This is a genomic window from Cytobacillus sp. FSL M8-0252, assembly GCF_038007345.1.
Taxonomy (GTDB): domain Bacteria; phylum Bacillota; class Bacilli; order Bacillales; family Cytobacillaceae; genus Cytobacillus; species Cytobacillus kochii.
Window position 1 is genome coordinate 1035199 of the sequence record NZ_JBBOWZ010000001.1, and the last position, 16588, is coordinate 1051786.

Annotated in this window: 20 protein-coding genes; 18 read left to right on the forward strand and 2 right to left on the reverse strand. The window is 37.0% G+C overall.

All coding sequences use genetic code 11. From position 1 onward, the window contains the following. Positions 1–117 precede the first annotated feature (117 nt). The 10 genes from MKX83_RS05410 to MKX83_RS05455 all read left to right on the forward strand — a co-directional run bounded on the left by MKX83_RS05410 (position 118) and on the right by MKX83_RS05455 (position 6535). Entirely contained in the window at positions 118–1002 is an 885-nt protein-coding gene (locus MKX83_RS05410) for an AraC family transcriptional regulator (RefSeq protein ID WP_095370367.1), read from the forward strand. 426 nt (positions 1003–1428) lie between these two features. Then, positions 1429–2052, forward strand: a complete 624-nt coding sequence (locus tag MKX83_RS05415; protein ID WP_341054503.1) for a M15 family metallopeptidase — start codon at positions 1429–1431, stop codon at positions 2050–2052. 74 nt (positions 2053–2126) lie between these two features. Next, positions 2127–2384, forward strand: a complete 258-nt coding sequence (locus MKX83_RS05420) for a metal-sensitive transcriptional regulator (RefSeq protein ID WP_095370364.1) — start codon at positions 2127–2129, stop codon at positions 2382–2384. Between the two features lie 78 nt (positions 2385–2462). Beyond that, positions 2463–2690, forward strand: coding sequence for a sulfurtransferase TusA family protein (locus MKX83_RS05425; RefSeq protein WP_095370363.1), 228 nt, complete (start codon positions 2463–2465; stop codon positions 2688–2690). Positions 2691–2703: 13 nt separating this feature from the next. Beyond that, the gene (locus MKX83_RS05430; protein ID WP_095370362.1) at positions 2704–3183 is read left to right on the forward strand and encodes a DsrE/DsrF/DrsH-like family protein; all 480 of its coding nucleotides are present in this window, start codon (positions 2704–2706) and stop codon (positions 3181–3183) included. An 18-nt stretch (positions 3184–3201) separates the two neighbouring features. Then, positions 3202–3558 carry a rhodanese-like domain-containing protein gene (locus MKX83_RS05435; RefSeq protein ID WP_095370361.1) on the forward strand — a complete coding sequence of 119 codons (357 nt, stop codon included), beginning with the start codon at positions 3202–3204 and terminating at the stop codon, positions 3556–3558. Positions 3559–3573: 15 nt separating this feature from the next. After that, positions 3574–3870 (forward strand): rhodanese-like domain-containing protein, encoded by a 297-nt coding sequence (locus tag MKX83_RS05440; RefSeq protein ID WP_328199645.1) that lies wholly within the window; start codon positions 3574–3576, stop codon positions 3868–3870. Between the two features lie 52 nt (positions 3871–3922). After that, complete coding sequence (locus MKX83_RS05445; protein WP_095370359.1) at positions 3923–4492, forward strand: sulfurtransferase TusA family protein; 570 nt, start codon at positions 3923–3925, stop codon at positions 4490–4492. A gap of 70 nt (positions 4493–4562) precedes the next feature. Then, on the forward strand, positions 4563–5690 hold the full coding sequence (locus MKX83_RS05450; protein WP_095370358.1) for an MBL fold metallo-hydrolase: 1128 nt from the start codon (positions 4563–4565) through the stop codon (positions 5688–5690). Between the two features lie 68 nt (positions 5691–5758). Then, a complete protein-coding gene (locus MKX83_RS05455; RefSeq protein WP_095370357.1) occupies positions 5759–6535 on the forward strand; it encodes a sulfite exporter TauE/SafE family protein in 777 nt (258 codons plus the stop codon). A 429-nt stretch (positions 6536–6964) separates the two neighbouring features. On the opposite strand, the gene MKX83_RS05460 is transcribed toward MKX83_RS05455, so the two are convergent. Beyond that, positions 6965–7852 carry a carbohydrate kinase family protein gene (locus tag MKX83_RS05460; RefSeq protein WP_341054507.1) on the reverse strand — a complete coding sequence of 296 codons (888 nt, stop codon included), beginning with the start codon at positions 7850–7852 and terminating at the stop codon, positions 6965–6967. Between the two features lie 309 nt (positions 7853–8161). Between MKX83_RS05460 and MKX83_RS05465 the strand changes: the two genes are divergently transcribed. From MKX83_RS05465 to MKX83_RS05485, 5 genes are all read left to right on the forward strand, one after another. Beyond that, positions 8162–9256, forward strand: a complete 1095-nt coding sequence (locus MKX83_RS05465) for an iron-containing alcohol dehydrogenase family protein (protein WP_328199646.1) — start codon at positions 8162–8164, stop codon at positions 9254–9256. A 29-nt stretch (positions 9257–9285) separates the two neighbouring features. Next, positions 9286–10275, forward strand: coding sequence for an ABC transporter substrate-binding protein (locus MKX83_RS05470; protein WP_095370354.1), 990 nt, complete (start codon positions 9286–9288; stop codon positions 10273–10275). A gap of 111 nt (positions 10276–10386) precedes the next feature. Next, the gene (locus tag MKX83_RS05475) at positions 10387–11184 is read left to right on the forward strand and encodes an ABC transporter permease (protein ID WP_095370353.1); all 798 of its coding nucleotides are present in this window, start codon (positions 10387–10389) and stop codon (positions 11182–11184) included. Between the two features lies 1 nt (position 11185). Next, on the forward strand, positions 11186–11962 hold the full coding sequence (locus tag MKX83_RS05480; RefSeq protein WP_095370352.1) for an ABC transporter ATP-binding protein: 777 nt from the start codon (positions 11186–11188) through the stop codon (positions 11960–11962). 35 nt (positions 11963–11997) lie between these two features. Continuing rightward, positions 11998–13194 (forward strand): aminotransferase-like domain-containing protein, encoded by a 1197-nt coding sequence (locus MKX83_RS05485; protein ID WP_095370351.1) that lies wholly within the window; start codon positions 11998–12000, stop codon positions 13192–13194. Positions 13195–13256: 62 nt separating this feature from the next. On the opposite strand, the gene MKX83_RS05490 is transcribed toward MKX83_RS05485, so the two are convergent. Further along, a complete protein-coding gene (locus tag MKX83_RS05490; protein WP_341054511.1) occupies positions 13257–14276 on the reverse strand; it encodes a beta-carotene 15,15'-monooxygenase in 1020 nt (339 codons plus the stop codon). A 403-nt stretch (positions 14277–14679) separates the two neighbouring features. On the opposite strand from MKX83_RS05490, the gene MKX83_RS05495 reads away from it, so the two are divergent. The 3 genes from MKX83_RS05495 to lepB all read left to right on the forward strand — a co-directional run bounded on the left by MKX83_RS05495 (position 14680) and on the right by lepB (position 16471). Next, positions 14680–15558, forward strand: coding sequence for a helix-turn-helix domain-containing protein (locus MKX83_RS05495; RefSeq protein ID WP_341054513.1), 879 nt, complete (start codon positions 14680–14682; stop codon positions 15556–15558). 103 nt (positions 15559–15661) lie between these two features. Next, complete coding sequence (locus MKX83_RS24605; RefSeq protein ID WP_218971972.1) at positions 15662–15847, forward strand: cysteine-rich CWC family protein; 186 nt, start codon at positions 15662–15664, stop codon at positions 15845–15847. An 81-nt stretch (positions 15848–15928) separates the two neighbouring features. Beyond that, a complete protein-coding gene (gene lepB / locus MKX83_RS05500; RefSeq protein ID WP_095370347.1) occupies positions 15929–16471 on the forward strand; it encodes a signal peptidase I in 543 nt (180 codons plus the stop codon). Positions 16472–16588: the final 117 nt, after the last annotated feature.

Sequence of the window (16588 nt, forward strand, 5' to 3'; positions counted from 1 at the left end):
ACAAATCCCCAATCGCCAAAACTTGGAGGATAACTTCTTCCCGATAATATTAGTGCAAGAATTGTCGGACTCTTACTTAGTATCTGTTGCTATTCTATATTTATGGGAGGTCAGATAATGAATCAAATGAAAGGGTTAAATGATGCTCTAGCTTACATCGAAAAAAATTTAACTGAACAAATGAATGAAAAAGAGATGGCTAGGGTAGCTGGGTGTTCACTTTATCATTTTAAAAGAACTTTTTCTTTCTTAGCGGGTATGCCCTTATCTGAGTATATAAGAAAAAGACGTTTAACATTAGCAGCAATAGATATACAAGATCATGTGAATCTGAAAGTAATAGATATCGCTGTAAAATATGGATATCGTTCCGCTGATGCCTTTTCTAGAGCATTTTATTCATTTCATGGAGTTACTCCAAGAATGGTAAGACATAATCAACATGTTTTAAAAGTTTTTCCTAAGATGACCTTCCAATTAATCATACAGGGAGGAGTAGAAATGGATTATCATATCGTAAAAAAAGAGGCTTTTTGGATTATCGGATTACAAAAAAGAGTACCAATTGTATTTAAGGGTGTAAATCCAGCAATTAAAGAAATGTGGCATCAACTAGATGAGAAAAAGATTCAACAGCTATTAACATTATCAAATGTTGAACCAAATGGCATCATCCAAGCCTCAACCAATTTTTCTGAAGGAAGAATGGAAGAAAAAGGAGAGCTCGATCATTATATTGGTGTTGCTTCTATCTCAAATAAAGTGGAAGGATATTCAGCACTTGAAGTGCCAGCTATGGAATGGGCAATTTTTGAAACAATCGGCCCATTTCCAAAGACATTGCAAGAAGCTTGGGGAAGAATATACGCAGAATGGTTTCCTTCAACTAACTACCAACAACTTGAAGGACCTGAAATTGTCTCTATCCAAACTAAAGACTTATCTGCTGATCAAGTGAAAACAGCTATTTGGATACCAGTGACACAGAACAGTTCTGTGTAATATATTCAAGAAAAACGATCACATAGTATCAGAAAGATGAAGCTGGCACATGTGAAAAATCTCTGGTTAATGTTTCAGTAAATGTTGGAGCCAATGAGGAAAGAAAATGAAATGACTAGAAAGGGTAATGGCGATAAGTAACGAATAAATAAATGATAAAACATCCAGAATGAAAATCAGCAGGATGATATGGAAAATTTTGAAAAATGAAATAGGAAAAACAAATACAACTGAGTGGAAAGTCAACCAGATCACACCCCAAAAATAAGTTAGGGAATTGTCAAGCAAAGTGTGTATGTCCTAATTTACTTTTGGTAAATTAGGACATGAATCTTTGAAATGCTTAAAGATGACTTTTAAGAATAACAGAGACGAGAAGCTACTAAATTAAATATAGAAAATGACGTGAAAAGAGGTGAACAAAGAATGACCGAACGAATGTTGCCGCTCTCTCGTTTATCGGAAAGAATTAAAATTGAACCGTACTACTACAAAATGGGACTAAACGGTACTCATAACGAATGCTATGTGAGAAGTGAGGTTGCTACTCAACTTTTGAAAGTAGTTACTTTTCTACCGGAAGGAATCGGGGTTAACGTATGGGATGGATGGCGCTCTTTTGAAACACAGCTTGCCATTTATGAAGCAACAAAGAAGGAGTTAATGCTAAAGGGGTTTCAAGGTGTTTCTTTAGAAAGGGAACTAGCAAAATATGTGGCTAAGCCTACAAAAGATGTTGATCACCCTTCTCCGCATTTAAGTGGTGGAGCAGTTGACCTTACCTTATTTGATGGCAATGGGCTCTTACCAATGGGAAGTGAATTTGATGAATTTCATGAAAGGTCGCAGTTAGATTATTTTGAGGAAAAAAAACCATTGACCTCGCTCGAAAATATTTACCTAGCCAATAGAAAACTATTAAAAAGAACGATGTTGAAGGCTGGTTTCATCTCGAATATAGATGAGTGGTGGCATTATGAATATGGAACAAAAAGCTGGGCAAATAAGGTTGGAGTAAAACAATATTTTAGAGGGATATTAGAAATTTAATATTTTCTTTTTACTTCCATTTGACATTATACCTATAGGGGTATATGATGGTTGTTGTAAGGAGGGAGGCATTAATGAAATATAATCGACAAATGATCAACCGTGTAAAACGAATGGAAGGACAATTACGCGGTATCGTAAAAATGATGGAAGATAATAAAGATTGTCGGGAAATTGTAACACAACTCTCAGCTGTTCGTTCTGCAGCAGATCGGACGATTGGTTTAATCGTCAGCAATAATTTAGTTGAATGCGTACTAAATGGGACTGAAGGATCAAGTAATGAAGAAATGGTAAAAGAGGCTGTATCGATGTTAGTAAAAAGTAGATAGAGTTCTCTTGACAATATATTTTTTTATCTTTTATTATACCTATAGGGGTATATGTATATCAAAAAGGAGGAAATAATAATGAATGCAAACAAAGTATTAGATGCCAAAGGGCTCGCGTGTCCAATGCCGATTGTGAAAACGAAAAAGGCAATGAATGACATGCAAAGTGGTGAGGTTTTAGAAATTCACGCAACAGATAAAGGAGCAAAAAGTGATCTAACAGCATGGGCTAAATCTGGTGGCCATGAATTAGTCGATCATACTGAAGAAAATAATGTTTTTAAATTCTGGATTAAAAAAGGGTAAGAAGGAGGCTATTATGGTAGAAAAGAAAAAAACAACTATTATCTTATTTAGTGGGGACTATGATAAAGCTATGGCGGCTTACATTATTGCTAATGGTGCAGCAGCTTACGATCATGAAGTAACAATTTTTCACACTTTTTGGGGACTAAATGCTTTAAGAAAAGAAGAGTTAGTACCAGTAAAAAAAGGTTTTATGGAAAAGATGTTTGCAAAAATGATGCCTAGAGGTGCCGATAACATGGGGCTATCTAATATGCACTTTGCAGGTATGGGCCCAAAATTAATTAAAAATGTGATGAAAAAACATAATGCAGTCCCTCTCCCTAATTTAATTGAAATGGCACAAGAACAAGATATCAAACTGGTTGCTTGTACAATGACAATGGATTTGTTGGGGTTACAACAGGAGGAACTATTAGACGGTATTGAGTATGCAGGTGTAGCTGCTTATTTAGCAGATGCTGAAGATGGGAATGTGAATTTATTTATCTAATCAATAGGGGGATATGAAATGGAAATGATCAATTATGTCCTTTTATTCTTTATTACTGCCTTTTTTCTTACACGTTTTATATCAGTGAAAGGAATAAAGCAGATTTCAACTGCCGATTTACGAATGGTGCTAAAAGATAAGGAAAAACAGTTTGTTGATGTTCGAACTCATTCAGAGTTTAAAGGTAGGTCTATTCCTTCTTTCCAAAACATTCCGTTGCAGCAATTGAAGGATCAAGCAGAGAATTTAAACAAAGACAAAGAAGTAGTAGTCATTTGTCAAAGTGGTTTGAGGAGTATGCAAGCAGCGAAACAATTGAAGAAACTAGGGTATACAAAAATCACAAATATAAAAGGCGGGATGAATGCCTGGTAAGAGAGGAGTTTTATTATGATTCAAGTATCACCAGAAAGTGTCAAAGACCTCTTGCAAAACAACTATGATGTGAGCATTGTGGATGTAAGAGAAGTGGAAGAAGTAGAACAAGGAAAAATTCCATCAGCCATTCATATACCATTACGATTATTAGAGTTCAGAATGCATGAATTAGATAAATCAAAAGATTATATAATGGTTTGTCGTTCAGGGGCAAGAAGTGGGCAAGCAACAGCTTTATTAGAACAACATGGTTATCGTGTGAAGAACATGTCAGGTGGAATGCTCGCATGGGATGGCAAGGTAGTATAATTTTTTTTACATTTAAATATACCCATATAGGTATATAAGGAGGGCCAAAGAGATGAATGAAGTGAAAGCAAATCAAACAGTCGACGCAAAAGGGTTAGCTTGTCCGATGCCAATTGTCCGGACAAAAAAGGCCATGAAGGAATTAGAGGCAGGGCAAGTAATGGAAATTCTAGCAACTGACAAAGGGTCTAAAGCTGACCTCAAAGCTTGGTCTGAAAGTACAGGACATCAATATCTAGGTACTGTAGAGGAAGGGGAAGTACTAAAGCATTATGTTCGTAAGGCTTCTGATTATGAGGAACAACCAGAACGGCACCATCCACATGTCATTAAGAATGATGAGCTGAAAGAGAAAATCGCTAACGGGGAGTCTATACAGATTCTAGATGTTCGAGAAGAAGCGGAGTATGCTTTTGGTCACATACCTGGTGCGTTATCTGTACCTTTTGGACGTTTGCAGCAAGAACTAAATAAACTTAATCAAGATGAGCCTATTTATGTTATTTGTCGTACCGGTAACCGAAGTGATATGGCAGCACAACTTTTAGAAAGTAAGGAATTTAAAGCAGTCAATGTTGTGCCAGGTATGAATAGTTGGAATGGGAAAGTGGAAGGAATTTAAAAATAATAAATGAAAATATGGTTGTAGCACAAAAAATTTTGAAATAATAAATACCATTGGGGGTATAATGATGTCTTTTAATAAAATGAAAGCAAGTGAATTAACAACGATGGTAGTAAATAAAGAGCCATTATTTATTCTAGATGTTCGTAATGAAGCTGATTTTCAAGATTGGAAGGTAGAAGGTCATGATTTTAACTATTTGAATATACCTTACTTTGACCTATTAGACGGTGTAGAAGGAATCATTGAGCAGCTGCCTAAAGATCAAGCTATCTTAGTTGTATGTGCGAAAGAAGGCTCTTCTATCATGGTGGCGGAGATGCTATCAGATGAAGGGTTGGAGGTCAGTTATTTAGAAGGTGGAATGAAAGCGTGGAGTGAGCATTTAGAGCCTGTTAAAGTAGGGGAATTGAGTACAGGAGGAGAAATGTATCAATTCGTCCGTATGGGTAAAGGCTGTCTATCTTATATGGTCATTTCAGATGGTGAAGCAGCAATTATCGATGCTACGAGAATGATAGATGTATATCTTGATTTTGCCAAAGAAAAAAAGGTGAAAATTACGCATGTTTTTGATACGCATTTACATGCAGACCATATTTCTGGCGGACGTGACATCGCAGCAAAGATGGACGCTGTTTATTGGTTACCACCTAAAGATGCAGGGGAAGTAACATTCAATTATGCCAAACTAGAAGATGGTAGTGAAGTAAAAATTGGGGAAACATCTATCAATATTCATGCCCTTTATTCACCGGGACATACCATTGGCTCGACTTCATTTGTCGTAGATGAACGGTATTTATTAACAGGCGATATATTGTTTATTGATTCTATCGGTAGACCCGATTTAGCTGGGCTTGCAGATGACTGGGTTGGAGATTTACGTGAGAGTTTATATAAGCGATATAAACAACTATCAAGTGAACTCATCGTTTTACCTGCCCATTTTATGATGATTGATGAATTGAATGATGATGGCAGTGTTGCCAAAAAATTAGGTGTTCTTTTTAAACAGAACCATGGGTTAAATATTGAGGACGAAAGTGAATTTAGAAAGATTGTCACTGAAAATCTCCCACCGCAACCCAATGCGTATCAAGAAATACGTCAAACAAATATGGGGAAAATCACTCCAGATAATGATAAACAAAGAGAGATGGAGATTGGACCCAATCGCTGTGCGGTGAGATAAAGAAATATTCATATAGAGGGACCGGAGATTGGTCCCTTTTTTAGGTCAGCTTTAAGGAGATGAGCATAATGGATTTAGCATTTATTGTGACGATATTTTTAATTGGTTTTATTGGCTCTTACTTATCAGGATTACTTGGTATCGGTGGTTCTATCATTAAATATCCGATGCTATTATATATTCCACCATTACTAGGTGTCGCGACTTTTACTGCGCATGAAGTGTCAGGTATTAGTGCTGTCCAGGTTTTCTTCGCTACGATTGGCGGGGTTTGGGCATATCGTAAAGGTGGATATTTGAATAAAACATTAATCATTTATATGGGGGCTAGTATTTTAATAGGTAGTTTTATAGGCGGTTATGGATCGAAGCTCATGTCAGAAGGTGGCATTAATCTCGTATACGGTATACTAGCTTTAATTGCTGCAGTCATGATGTTTATACCTAAAAAGGGATTAGATGATATCCCATTTGATCAAGTGACTTTTAATAAATGGTTAGCGGCAGCTCTTGCGCTTGTCGTCGGTGTGGCAGCAGGGATTGTTGGGGCTGCAGGTGCCTTTTTATTAGTCCCGATTATGTTAACCGTATTAAGAATCCCAACAAAAATGACGATTGCTTCTTCTCTTGCTATTACCTTAATATCATCCATTGGTGCAACTGTTGGAAAAGTCACTACTGGGCAAGTTGACTATTATCCGGCAATCATCATGGTTATTGCTAGTTTAATTGCTTCACCTTTAGGTGCAATGGCAGGTAAAAAAATGAATACGAAAGTGCTGCAAATGATTCTCGCATTATTAATACTAGCTACAGCTGTGAAAATATGGGTAGATATATTTTGAAAGGTAGTAATGAGCCGATGAATCACTGCTTTCAGAATGATACGAAATTGAGTAGGGAATCGCCGCATTTGAAGCAAAAGTAGAAGCTGAGCGCGGCGCAATTTGAGTAGATAACGAACTAATGCTTCATCCATTATTAAACATGTCATTTCATACCATGGAAGCCTCCCATATATAATCATCCCGAAAGTTTCTAAAGGTAAAGGTTCATGAACCGTTTGAAAGGATACTTTTTCCGAGCTAGAACCTTCAACGTGAGCTAAAAGATTTTGGATTTATATAAAGGGAAGGTTGTTGCATTTGTAAATGTTGGGATGAAGTGAAAATAGTCGCTATCCTAAACCATCATCCCAAGTTCAATATAAATGAAGAGGCATTACCCACTCTGCCTCAGCTTATGATTGTCTTTGCTTTAAAAGAGTAGACTATTTAATAAGCACCGAAAATAGAAACAGCATGTGCTCCTTCTGTATTTGCTCGAAGGAGTACATGTTTCCATTCCAGCTCGTTTGATGGAATCCCGTGATAATAAATATCGTGCAAAATACTTGATAAGAAGGCATCTCCTGCTCCAGTTGTGTCAACAACATCTACGGTAGGTGCTTCAACGGTTATACTCTTCTCTTTATGAAGTAATTTTGCACCTAAACGACCCCTAGTAATCAGTATCCACTGATTAGACCATGAAGAAAGCTGTTGTAATGCTGTTCTATAATCTTTGGCTTTACAAAGAAATAGCAGCTCTTCCTCCGTCATTTTAATTAGATCTGCCTCTTTTAAAAAGGAATTGATTGTCTTTCTACAATCTGATTCATTCTTCCATCTCTTTAAACGGATATTTGCATCCATGACGATGAAATGCTGATATTTCTTTGCTAATTCAAGTGCTTTCAAGCTTGTCTTCTTTGCGATGTCATGAAAAAGCGTCCCGGAACCGAAATAGGAGATCTGCGTTTTTCGATAGATGCTTTCATTCAACTCGTCTGCTTCTAACCATATATGAGGGGTGTCATTTTCGTAAGATTGAAATTCACGCTCTCCATCCTCTTGCACAATTGATACTATACATAACTTTTTATTAACTGAAGTAATGGTACCAGACAGATTGATACCTTCATCTTCTAATTGCTGTTTGGCATATTGACTATGCTCATCAGTACCTATTTTTGTCATATAAAAGGTAGGAACACTTTTCCTAGCTAGACGGATGGCTACATTAGCGGTTGCTCCTCCTACTTTCATGAATGATTGGCTATTAGGTGAAATAATGCGATCCATGATTACTTCACCGAAAGAAATCACACCTTTACTTTTCACAAACAGGTCTCCCATCGTTTTTGATAAGGCTGATTATACTATAACTTTGTATTTATCTCTGCCTTCCAAGCTGCTAAATGTCCTCCACTTTTTCCACAAACCATTCGTTTTTATTTTCAAAAAGTTATCTTTATAAGAACTTAGAAAAATCACTTTATTTATATTAATTAAAAACTGACTGGTACAACAAATTTTATCAGGGTAAAATCACAATTTTTCATTGACAGCTTAGGTGGAAAGTCGTATATTGATTAAATAAAATTAATAAATATTCATATCTATGCAATTGGATAGAAAGGGTTCTTTCTAATGAAAATAACAGTAGGTACACCGGAGTATATAAGAGAGCCAAACGCACTTATGAAAATTGGTAGTAATGTAAAGAAATTTGGAGAAAAAGTCGTCCTTATTGGTGGGATAAAGAGTCGTGAAATAGTGGAAAGTCATATAAGAGACAGTTTCAATAATGAGGGAATGACACTGGATGCTTCCATTTGGTACGGTGGAGAATCTTCTAGAGAAAATGTTGAGAGATTAATAGAAGAACTCAGTACAATCGATTATGATGTCATCCTTGTATGTGGTGGAGGGAAAGCGATTGATACTGTTAAGGCAGTAGCCGCACACGTAAATAAACCTCTTGTTGCAATCCCGACGATTGCAGCGACATGCGCAGCAACGACTCCTATTTGGATTACATATAGTGAACAAGGTGAATTTCTTGCCATCAGTCGAGATGCGAAGGTGCCAGAAATGGTTGTTGTTGACTCAACAGTTATTTTGCACTCGCCTGTTCGATATCTGATTGCTGGAATTGGTGATACGTTAGCTAAGTGGTTCGAAACGAAGACTTCAGTTAAAAAAGCAACACCAAATGCAAGGAATCAAACAGCGATTGCTATTGCTAATCAGTTATACAAAACGATGTTAGCAATCGGTGAGCAATCAGTTGCATCTATGAAAAATAAGGAATTGTCAACTGAGCTTGAAGATATGATTGATGCGATTCTGTTAATTAGTGGAAGTGTAAGTGGGTACGGCGGTGATGATTGTCGAACTGCAGGTGCGCATGCCATTTACTCTGGGTTGACGATATTCCCAGAAATACATGAAACGTATCATGGTGAAATTGTTGCTTTTGGTATTTTATCGATGCTAGCAATGGAAAATGAAGAAGAAAGCGAAATCAAAGAGTTAATTGCTTACTATCAAAAAGTGAATCTACCATATACACTACAGCAAATGAATGTGCCTGAATTGTCTGAATCACAGTGGCAGGAACTTGGAGACGTTTCAGTGACTATTGAAGATATGGAGAATATGCCATTTGCGGTGACACCAGATATGGTTATCACAGCTGTCAAGCAAGCAGATGAATACGGAAAAGACATGTTAAAAAAATAAATAGAATGGTTAATGGAGGAAAATAAGTCATGAAAAAATGGTTTTTAGCAATCACAATGATGGTCCTTGCTGTAACATTAGCTGCTTGCGGCGGATCTGGTGAATCTGAAGAGGGTTCTGGCGAAAACAAAGAACCATTAAAAGTTACTTTACCAACATGGACAGGTTATGGACCGCTATTTTTAGCAAAAGAAAAAGGCTATTTTGAAGAGAATGGAATAGATGTTGAACTTTCAATTGTTGAAGGTCTTGGAGAAAGAAAACAAGCCCTAGCAAGCGGACAAATCGATGGAATGGCAACTGCACTTGATGTGCAAGTATCATTAGCTGCATCAGATATTCCTTTAAATGTGGTATGGTTATTGGATGATTCTTACGGTGGAGACGGTATTTTAGTCAAAGATGATATTAAAGAAATCAGTGACTTAAAAGGCAAGCAAGTTGCTTTTGAAGTCGGGTCTACAAGTCATATGTTAGCTTTAACCGCGCTAAAAGATGGAGGCTTAACTGAAAAAGATGTTGAAGTTGTACCAATGTCTGCTGGGGATGCAGGAGCAGCATTTGCAGCTGGTAAAGTAGACGCAGCAGTTACATGGGAGCCTTGGTTATCTAACGGTTCTGAAGCGAACGGTAAAGTATTACTAACAACGAAAGATCTTCCTGGTATTATTGTTGATACAGTTAGTTTCACGGAAAAAGTCATTGAAGAGCGTCCTGAAGATGTACAAGCATTTGTAACAGCCATGGGTCAAGCAATGGACTACTGGAAAGAAAACGAAGATGAAGCGAATGAAATCATGGCAAAAGGCTTAAAAATTGATGTAGAAGAATTTGTTGCAACGGCAGAAGGATTAAAGTTCTTGGATAATGAGGCGAATAAGGAACTATTTGGTACAGAAGACGCTAAAGGCGGCATTTACCAATCGACTGAAAACGCGGCAAAGTTCTATAAAGAACAAGAGATTATTACAGCTGAACCAGCAGCAGAAGATATTATTAACCCCACTTTTATCAAGTAATGATATGAATCATTTGGAGCCTAACCGCAAGCAGTCAGCGGTTAGGCTCAGGTTATTTTTATCTCTGGTAAATGGATGAAGAAGGAAAAATTAGAAAATGGGTGAGAAAAAATGTTAGGAAAATTATTAACCCCGAATAAAGATATTCCAAAGTCCCTTTATTCATCAGTGGGCATTATCACTTTTCTTATTGTATTAGGAATATGGGCAGGGATTACTTATACTGGGCTCGTTAACCCGTTGTTTTTACCAACACCTACGGCGGTATTAACTACAGGCATAGATTTATTTACCAATGGAAATCTTCTTTCAGATATAGGCATTAGTTTTTCAAGAGTATTAGTCGGTTTCTTAGTGGCAGCCTTAATTGGTGTACCGCTTGGGATATTAATGGGTTCTTTAAAAATTATGCAAGGCGCATTTGAGCCACTCATTGGTTTTATTCGTTATATGCCAGCTTCAGCGTTTATTCCATTATTAATTTTATGGATTGGTCTTGGAGAAACGCAAAAAATGAGTGTTATCTTTCTCGGAACTTTCTTTCAATTAACGCTAATGATCATGGATGTAACAAAGAATGTGCATAATGATTTAATTGATGTTTCTTATACATTAGGTGCTTCTAAGTTACAAGTATTTACGAGAGTAATACTCCCGGCAACCATGCCTGGGATTGTTGATACATTAAGAATTACATTTGGATGGGCGTGGACTTATTTAGTTGTGGCAGAGATTGTTGGTGCTTCCAGTGGAATCGGCTATATGATTATGCAGGCATCAAGATTCCTACAACCTGATAAAATTATTGTTGGTATTTTGATTATTGGTTTATTAGGATTATTGACTGACCTCATCTTTAAATGGATTTACCGTAAATCTTTTTCATGGATGAGAAAGGAAGGATTGTAATATGACTACACCGAAGCTTGAAATTAAAGATGTGGATAAAATATTTAGAACAAAAAGCGGCGACACAACCGCACTACAAAAAACATCCTTTACCATTGATGATGGTGAATTTGTCACGATTCTTGGTCCCTCCGGTTGTGGTAAATCAACGGTATTAAGAATTGTTGCTGGTTTAGAAGAAGCGACAACTGGTGAGGTATTATTAGATGGCCAACCTATCGATGGGCCTGGCCCAGATAGGGGCATGGTATTCCAATCGTATACTCTATATCCTTGGTTGACGGTGAAAGAAAATATTTCTTTTGGCTTAAAATTAAAGGGAGCAAAACAAAAGGAAAGAGATGATCTCGCTCGCCATTATCTTCAATTAATTGGATTAGAGGGATTTGAGAATCATTATCCTGTTCAACTTTCTGGAGGGATGAAACAGCGTGTGGCCATCGCTCGTGCGTTAGCAAATGACCCGAAGGTATTATTGATGGATGAACCGTTTGGTGCACTTGATGCGCAAACAAGAAATATTATGCAAGAGGTTTTATTAAAGGCATGGGAAAAGTCGAAGAAAACGATTCTCTTTATTACGCATGATGTCGATGAATCAATTTTTCTAGCTGATTCGGTTTATGTAATGACAGCTAGACCAGGAAGACTGAAGAAAAAGGTGCCGATTGATATTGCTAGACCAAGAGACTTTAGTGTGAAAGCGACAAATCAATTCGCACAATACAAAGAAGAACTGTTATCATTAATACGAGAAGAAAGCTTAAAATCTATTTAATTTTATAAATGAAAACAGAAAGGTGCTTGGTACAATTGAAGAGAGAAGCCTATTTCCCTGAGGTCGTTAAGCAGGCCCTCAGCAATATACCTCCAGGGTCATGGATGTCGGCAGTACCGGAAGGATGTATTCGCCTGAACTCGGGTTATCCGGCTGCTAACCTTGTTCCGTCAACTGAATTAAAGGAAGCTACAGACCGATTATTGACAGAAGAACAAGATTTGCCGCTTCACTATATTGGTAGTCCAAGAATTGATCAATTAAAAACACAATTGATTGAGCGTATGAACGAACGAAAGATGGAAGTGCAAGAGGATGAAGTACTTGTGACTTCAGGTGCTTGTCAGGCCATCGATCTTATTGCTCGTATTTTATTAGATGAAAATGCCTTCATTATCGTCGAGTCACCGACTTATATGGAGGCATTGGAAATCTTCCAAAATTACACGAAAAACATCATCACAATCCCTATTGATGCAGATGGTTTGGACACGAAACAATTGGAAGGTATATTAATCGAACGGACGAAGAAGGAAGAACCTCTTCCAAAGCTTCTCTATACAATTCCAACCTTCCAGAATCCAACAGGCACGACGTTATCTTTCGCTAGGCGGGAGAAATTAATCAAACTAGCAAAAGAGTATGATTTTCTCATTCTTGAAGATGATGCTTACGGGGAGCTTGCGTTTGGAGAGAGTCCAACAACATTAAAATCATTAGATGAAGAGGATCGTGTGTTTTATGTCGGCTCGCTATCGAAAATAGTCGCTCCAGGCATGCGTATTGGCTGGATCGCTGCACATAGTGAGTGGATAGAAGCGCTTTTCTGGTTCAAGAAGGATTTAGAGCATCCCTTTGCCCAGTCGGTAATGTCTGCTTATCTAGAAAAAGTGAATTTAGCCCATCGTTCTGTTTTACTAACAGAAAAATATGAAGAAAAAGCAGTCATTTTATACGAAGCATTGATTCATTTCATGCCTGAGGGTGTGAAATGGTACCGCCCAGAAGGTGGCTACTTTATGTGGATTGAAGTGCCTGGGGTCGATACAACGGCTATGCTTGCGAAAGCGAAAAAAGCAGGCGTAGCATACGTACCTGGCCAATACTTCTTCTTACACCAAGATGAAGGCAAAAGCTTCTTACGTTTATCATTTAGCTATGCGAGTAAAGAGGAAATTAAAAAGGGAATCGAAATTCTAAGTCATGTAGTGGCAGAAGAGATCAATAAATAAGCTAGGAGCGTGCACAATCCTGAGGTGCACGCTCTTTTTAGGTTTGTAGGTGGGAAGGTGATTTATAAAGTGAGCCACTCTTTCAACTGTAAAGGAGAATCAGAGCGAATCGCTACTTTTTTATAGGCTTTCTTAAATCCCATAAAATAAGTTACATGAACAGGTTCCTTTAGTTCTAGAATGATATCTGGGTACACTTTTTCTAAATCTCTAGTCATAAATTCAACGGTATCCTTTGATAATTTCCCTTGAAGTACTGATTTTTCCTCCATCAGTGTTTTAATATTTTTAATTGGAATAACCACTCGTTTCACTAATCCGAGTGATAGGTATAGAGTACCGTTTTGATAATAAATAGGGTTTAATTTCATTGCTTGTATGTCACCAATGAAAAAAATAACAGCATACACATTGCTGATAAATAGGATCATTGATAAAACGATAGAATATTGATGGATTAACCAATGAATCGCGATAGTTTCAATGAGGATGGCATGGATAAGCATTATCTGAAAAGCAATATAACTGGAGTTTTTATAAAGTGTTATTCCCTCTCGCGGTGTTTTTTTCCAACTAGCAAAAGCATAATAGAACATCAAACATTCCGAACAAACAATACGAATAATCTGATACTTCTTTGTGTAGTGATCAACAGCATTTGAATATGAGAACACAGTAGGTAATGAGCTTTGTTTTACTTCCTTAATAATTTTTGGCATATACTTTATAAAGGTTACAATAAGTAAAAGTTCTAAAGAAATAAATATAACCTCAATTAAAATAACGCCCCATACAAAAGAGGAATATGGCGCCAGCAATTCCGCTGGTATAATCAATCTTGCCAAAAGGCAGCCACTCGCACAAAGTAACAATGCAGATTTTAAAGAAAACTTCCCTTTATATAACATGGAAAATAATGGCAACATGATCATGAAGTCAATCAATGAACCTAAAACAACGTCTTGCGCATTTGCCGGTAGAATCAATGCACCAACTGAGGTCTGATATAGAAGGGTATTGAAAAAGAGAACCGCCATTAATAAGAAAAGCCATAGATACTTCCCTTTGCTTATGGTTTTCATGTCTTATCACTCCCATTTAGTTAAATTATACCATATGAACAGAGAGGGCTTCCAAATAAAAAATGAAGTAAACTGATAGTAATAGCCCTCATGAGCAGGATAATTGAAGTACTGATTTGAAGGGAAAGTACAAAAGAAAACAGAGCCGTAAAATAAAGGACTAATCCTTTTGTCATTTAAAGTGTTTAATCAGAAGTCTTTGAGTTTCGCGTTTTCGGACGGGGAAGAACTTCTATAAAAGAAGTTCATATTGATTCTACTTTTTAAACATTTATTTACAATATATGAGCAACAAGTAACCATCGAATAAATTCCCCCTGTAGGATAATAATTAATTATTTTAGCAATCCCCATCAAAAAAACCTCAATCAACTATCGTAAAATAAAGGTGAGGTGAGTGAGAGTGCAGTATAGTGAAACGACGCAAAAAACAATTTGCTTTATAGAAACGCATCTACTAGATAAGATTCAACTTGATGATTTAACAAGGAATGTAGGATATTCCAAGTTTCATCTAATAAGGGTATTCAAACAAGAAACAGGTCGGACAATTGGTGAATATATTCGTTTTCGTAGGCTTGCTTTAGCAGTGTCGTTATTAATAGAAAGTGATGAATCTATTCTTTCGATTGCTTTTTTGCTTCATTTTCAATCTCAAGAGGCTTTTACGAGAGCTTTTAAAGAGATTTATTCTCTACCACCGGGCAAGTACCGTAAGTTATTTAGTCTTATCCATTTAAAGGAGGAGAACAATAAGATGACGAAAGAAACAATTATTCATGGCTGGATATTAAGTGGAAGCGCCCCAGAACATTATCAAATGACATTGGATCAACAAACTTTCCATACTGGGCATCAATCTGCTCTACTTAAAGATATTAGTGATGTGAATAGCCAGCAATTCGCTACTATTATGCAACAGTTCCAAGCTGAGAAATATAGAGGGAAAAGACTGAAACTAACATGTTATATAAAGACGGAAGATGTAGAGAAATGTGGGGCTTGGATGAGAGTAGATGACAATAATGGTGATGTACTACAGTTCGATAATATGGATAATCGCCCCATTACGGGTACAAATGAGTGGAATCATTATACCATTGTATTAGATGTGCCTGAAGAGAGTATGTCCATTCATTTCGGGGTATTACTCATTGGAAAAGGGAAGGTCTGGATGGATGGGTTTCAATTAGTAGAAGTCAGTGAACATGTGCCAACAACGAACCTTTCTTTTCAAGAGAGTCTACCAAAAGAACCGCAAAATCTTGATTTTAGTGAATAGATGCTAAAGGAAAGGCTACATGCTTTTCCTATTTTTTCTGTGAACTTCATCTCCTGTTTATGCCATAATAAAAGCTGAGTAGTATTGGGTGAGAGGTGAAATGATGAATAAACAACAATGTCCAGTTTGCGGTGAGCAAAACAACTGTGGGCTTGAAGAGAGCAAGCTCAAGAATTGTTGGTGCTTCCATATTGGTGGTATCCCACAAACGCTCTTAGAATTAATTCCTCAGGAGAATAGGGGAAAAAGTTGTGTTTGTGAGAGATGTATAAGAAAATATAACAAGTGAGATGTATATATTTTACATTCAGGAGGAGTTTGCTCGCCTGATAGCGAATAGAAAATGGAGAAATATTAGGAGGTATTGTGTGTGCAAAAAGTCCGAACTGAAATGTTTGAGTGGATCAAAGCATTGATAATTGCACTAATTATTTCTTTTCTTATCCGTATTTTCATCTTTTCTCCTGTCGTTGTAGATGGGGCTTCAATGGAACCGACATTACATGACCAAAGCCGAGTTGTTATGAGTAAATTAGGTGAACCTGATCGCTTTGATATTGTAGTGTTTGATAGTGATGGAGAGCGTAATTTTATTAAAAGAGTAATTGGCCTGCCAGGAGATGAAATTACCTATGAAAATGATCATTTATACATAAATGGTAAGGAATACGATGAACCTTATTTAGATGAGTTAAAAGAAGCACTAGAAAGAGGCATGCTTACAGATGATTTTGAGCTCAAAGATACGAAAGTAAGTCAAACCGTTGTTCCTGAGGGGCATTATTTTGTATTAGGAGATAATCGAAAACGAAGTCTTGATAGTAGGGTCATAGGTGTCATCTCTGAAGAAAGAATCCTTGGGAAAGCCAAAGCGGTTATTTGGCCGATGGATCATATGGAGGTCGTTAAATAAGGGAGAAGGAAAAACCTAGTTTATTGATCCGCTAGGTTTTTTTCGTGAATAGAACTTTATTGATAACGTCATGTTAGGGTTCTAACATTCACTCGAAAAAATGTTAAACTATAACAT

What these genes read in the sequence shown, in the direction of transcription:
- MKX83_RS05430 (WP_095370362.1), top strand. Translation starts at nt 2,704, where the DNA reads ATGGTAGAAAAGAAAAAAACAACTATTATCTTATTTAGTGGGGACTAT.
- MKX83_RS05470 (WP_095370354.1), top strand. Translation starts at nt 9,286, where the DNA reads ATGAAAAAATGGTTTTTAGCAATCACAATGATGGTCCTTGCTGTAACA.
- MKX83_RS05420 (WP_095370364.1), top strand. Translation starts at nt 2,127, where the DNA reads ATGAAATATAATCGACAAATGATCAACCGTGTAAAACGAATGGAAGGA.
- MKX83_RS05415 (WP_341054503.1), top strand. Translation starts at nt 1,429, where the DNA reads ATGACCGAACGAATGTTGCCGCTCTCTCGTTTATCGGAAAGAATTAAA.
- MKX83_RS05435 (WP_095370361.1), top strand. Translation starts at nt 3,202, where the DNA reads ATGGAAATGATCAATTATGTCCTTTTATTCTTTATTACTGCCTTTTTT.
- MKX83_RS24605 (WP_218971972.1), top strand. Translation starts at nt 15,662, where the DNA reads ATGAATAAACAACAATGTCCAGTTTGCGGTGAGCAAAACAACTGTGGG.
- MKX83_RS05445 (WP_095370359.1), top strand. Translation starts at nt 3,923, where the DNA reads ATGAATGAAGTGAAAGCAAATCAAACAGTCGACGCAAAAGGGTTAGCT.
- MKX83_RS05480 (WP_095370352.1), top strand. Translation starts at nt 11,186, where the DNA reads ATGACTACACCGAAGCTTGAAATTAAAGATGTGGATAAAATATTTAGA.
- MKX83_RS05425 (WP_095370363.1), top strand. Translation starts at nt 2,463, where the DNA reads ATGAATGCAAACAAAGTATTAGATGCCAAAGGGCTCGCGTGTCCAATG.
- MKX83_RS05410 (WP_095370367.1), top strand. Translation starts at nt 118, where the DNA reads ATGAATCAAATGAAAGGGTTAAATGATGCTCTAGCTTACATCGAAAAA.
- MKX83_RS05475 (WP_095370353.1), top strand. Translation starts at nt 10,387, where the DNA reads ATGTTAGGAAAATTATTAACCCCGAATAAAGATATTCCAAAGTCCCTT.
- MKX83_RS05455 (WP_095370357.1), top strand. Translation starts at nt 5,759, where the DNA reads ATGGATTTAGCATTTATTGTGACGATATTTTTAATTGGTTTTATTGGC.
- MKX83_RS05465 (WP_328199646.1), top strand. Translation starts at nt 8,162, where the DNA reads ATGAAAATAACAGTAGGTACACCGGAGTATATAAGAGAGCCAAACGCA.
- MKX83_RS05450 (WP_095370358.1), top strand. Translation starts at nt 4,563, where the DNA reads ATGTCTTTTAATAAAATGAAAGCAAGTGAATTAACAACGATGGTAGTA.
- MKX83_RS05490 (WP_341054511.1), bottom strand. Translation starts at nt 14,276, where the DNA reads ATGAAAACCATAAGCAAAGGGAAGTATCTATGGCTTTTCTTATTAATG.
- MKX83_RS05440 (WP_328199645.1), top strand. Translation starts at nt 3,574, where the DNA reads ATGATTCAAGTATCACCAGAAAGTGTCAAAGACCTCTTGCAAAACAAC.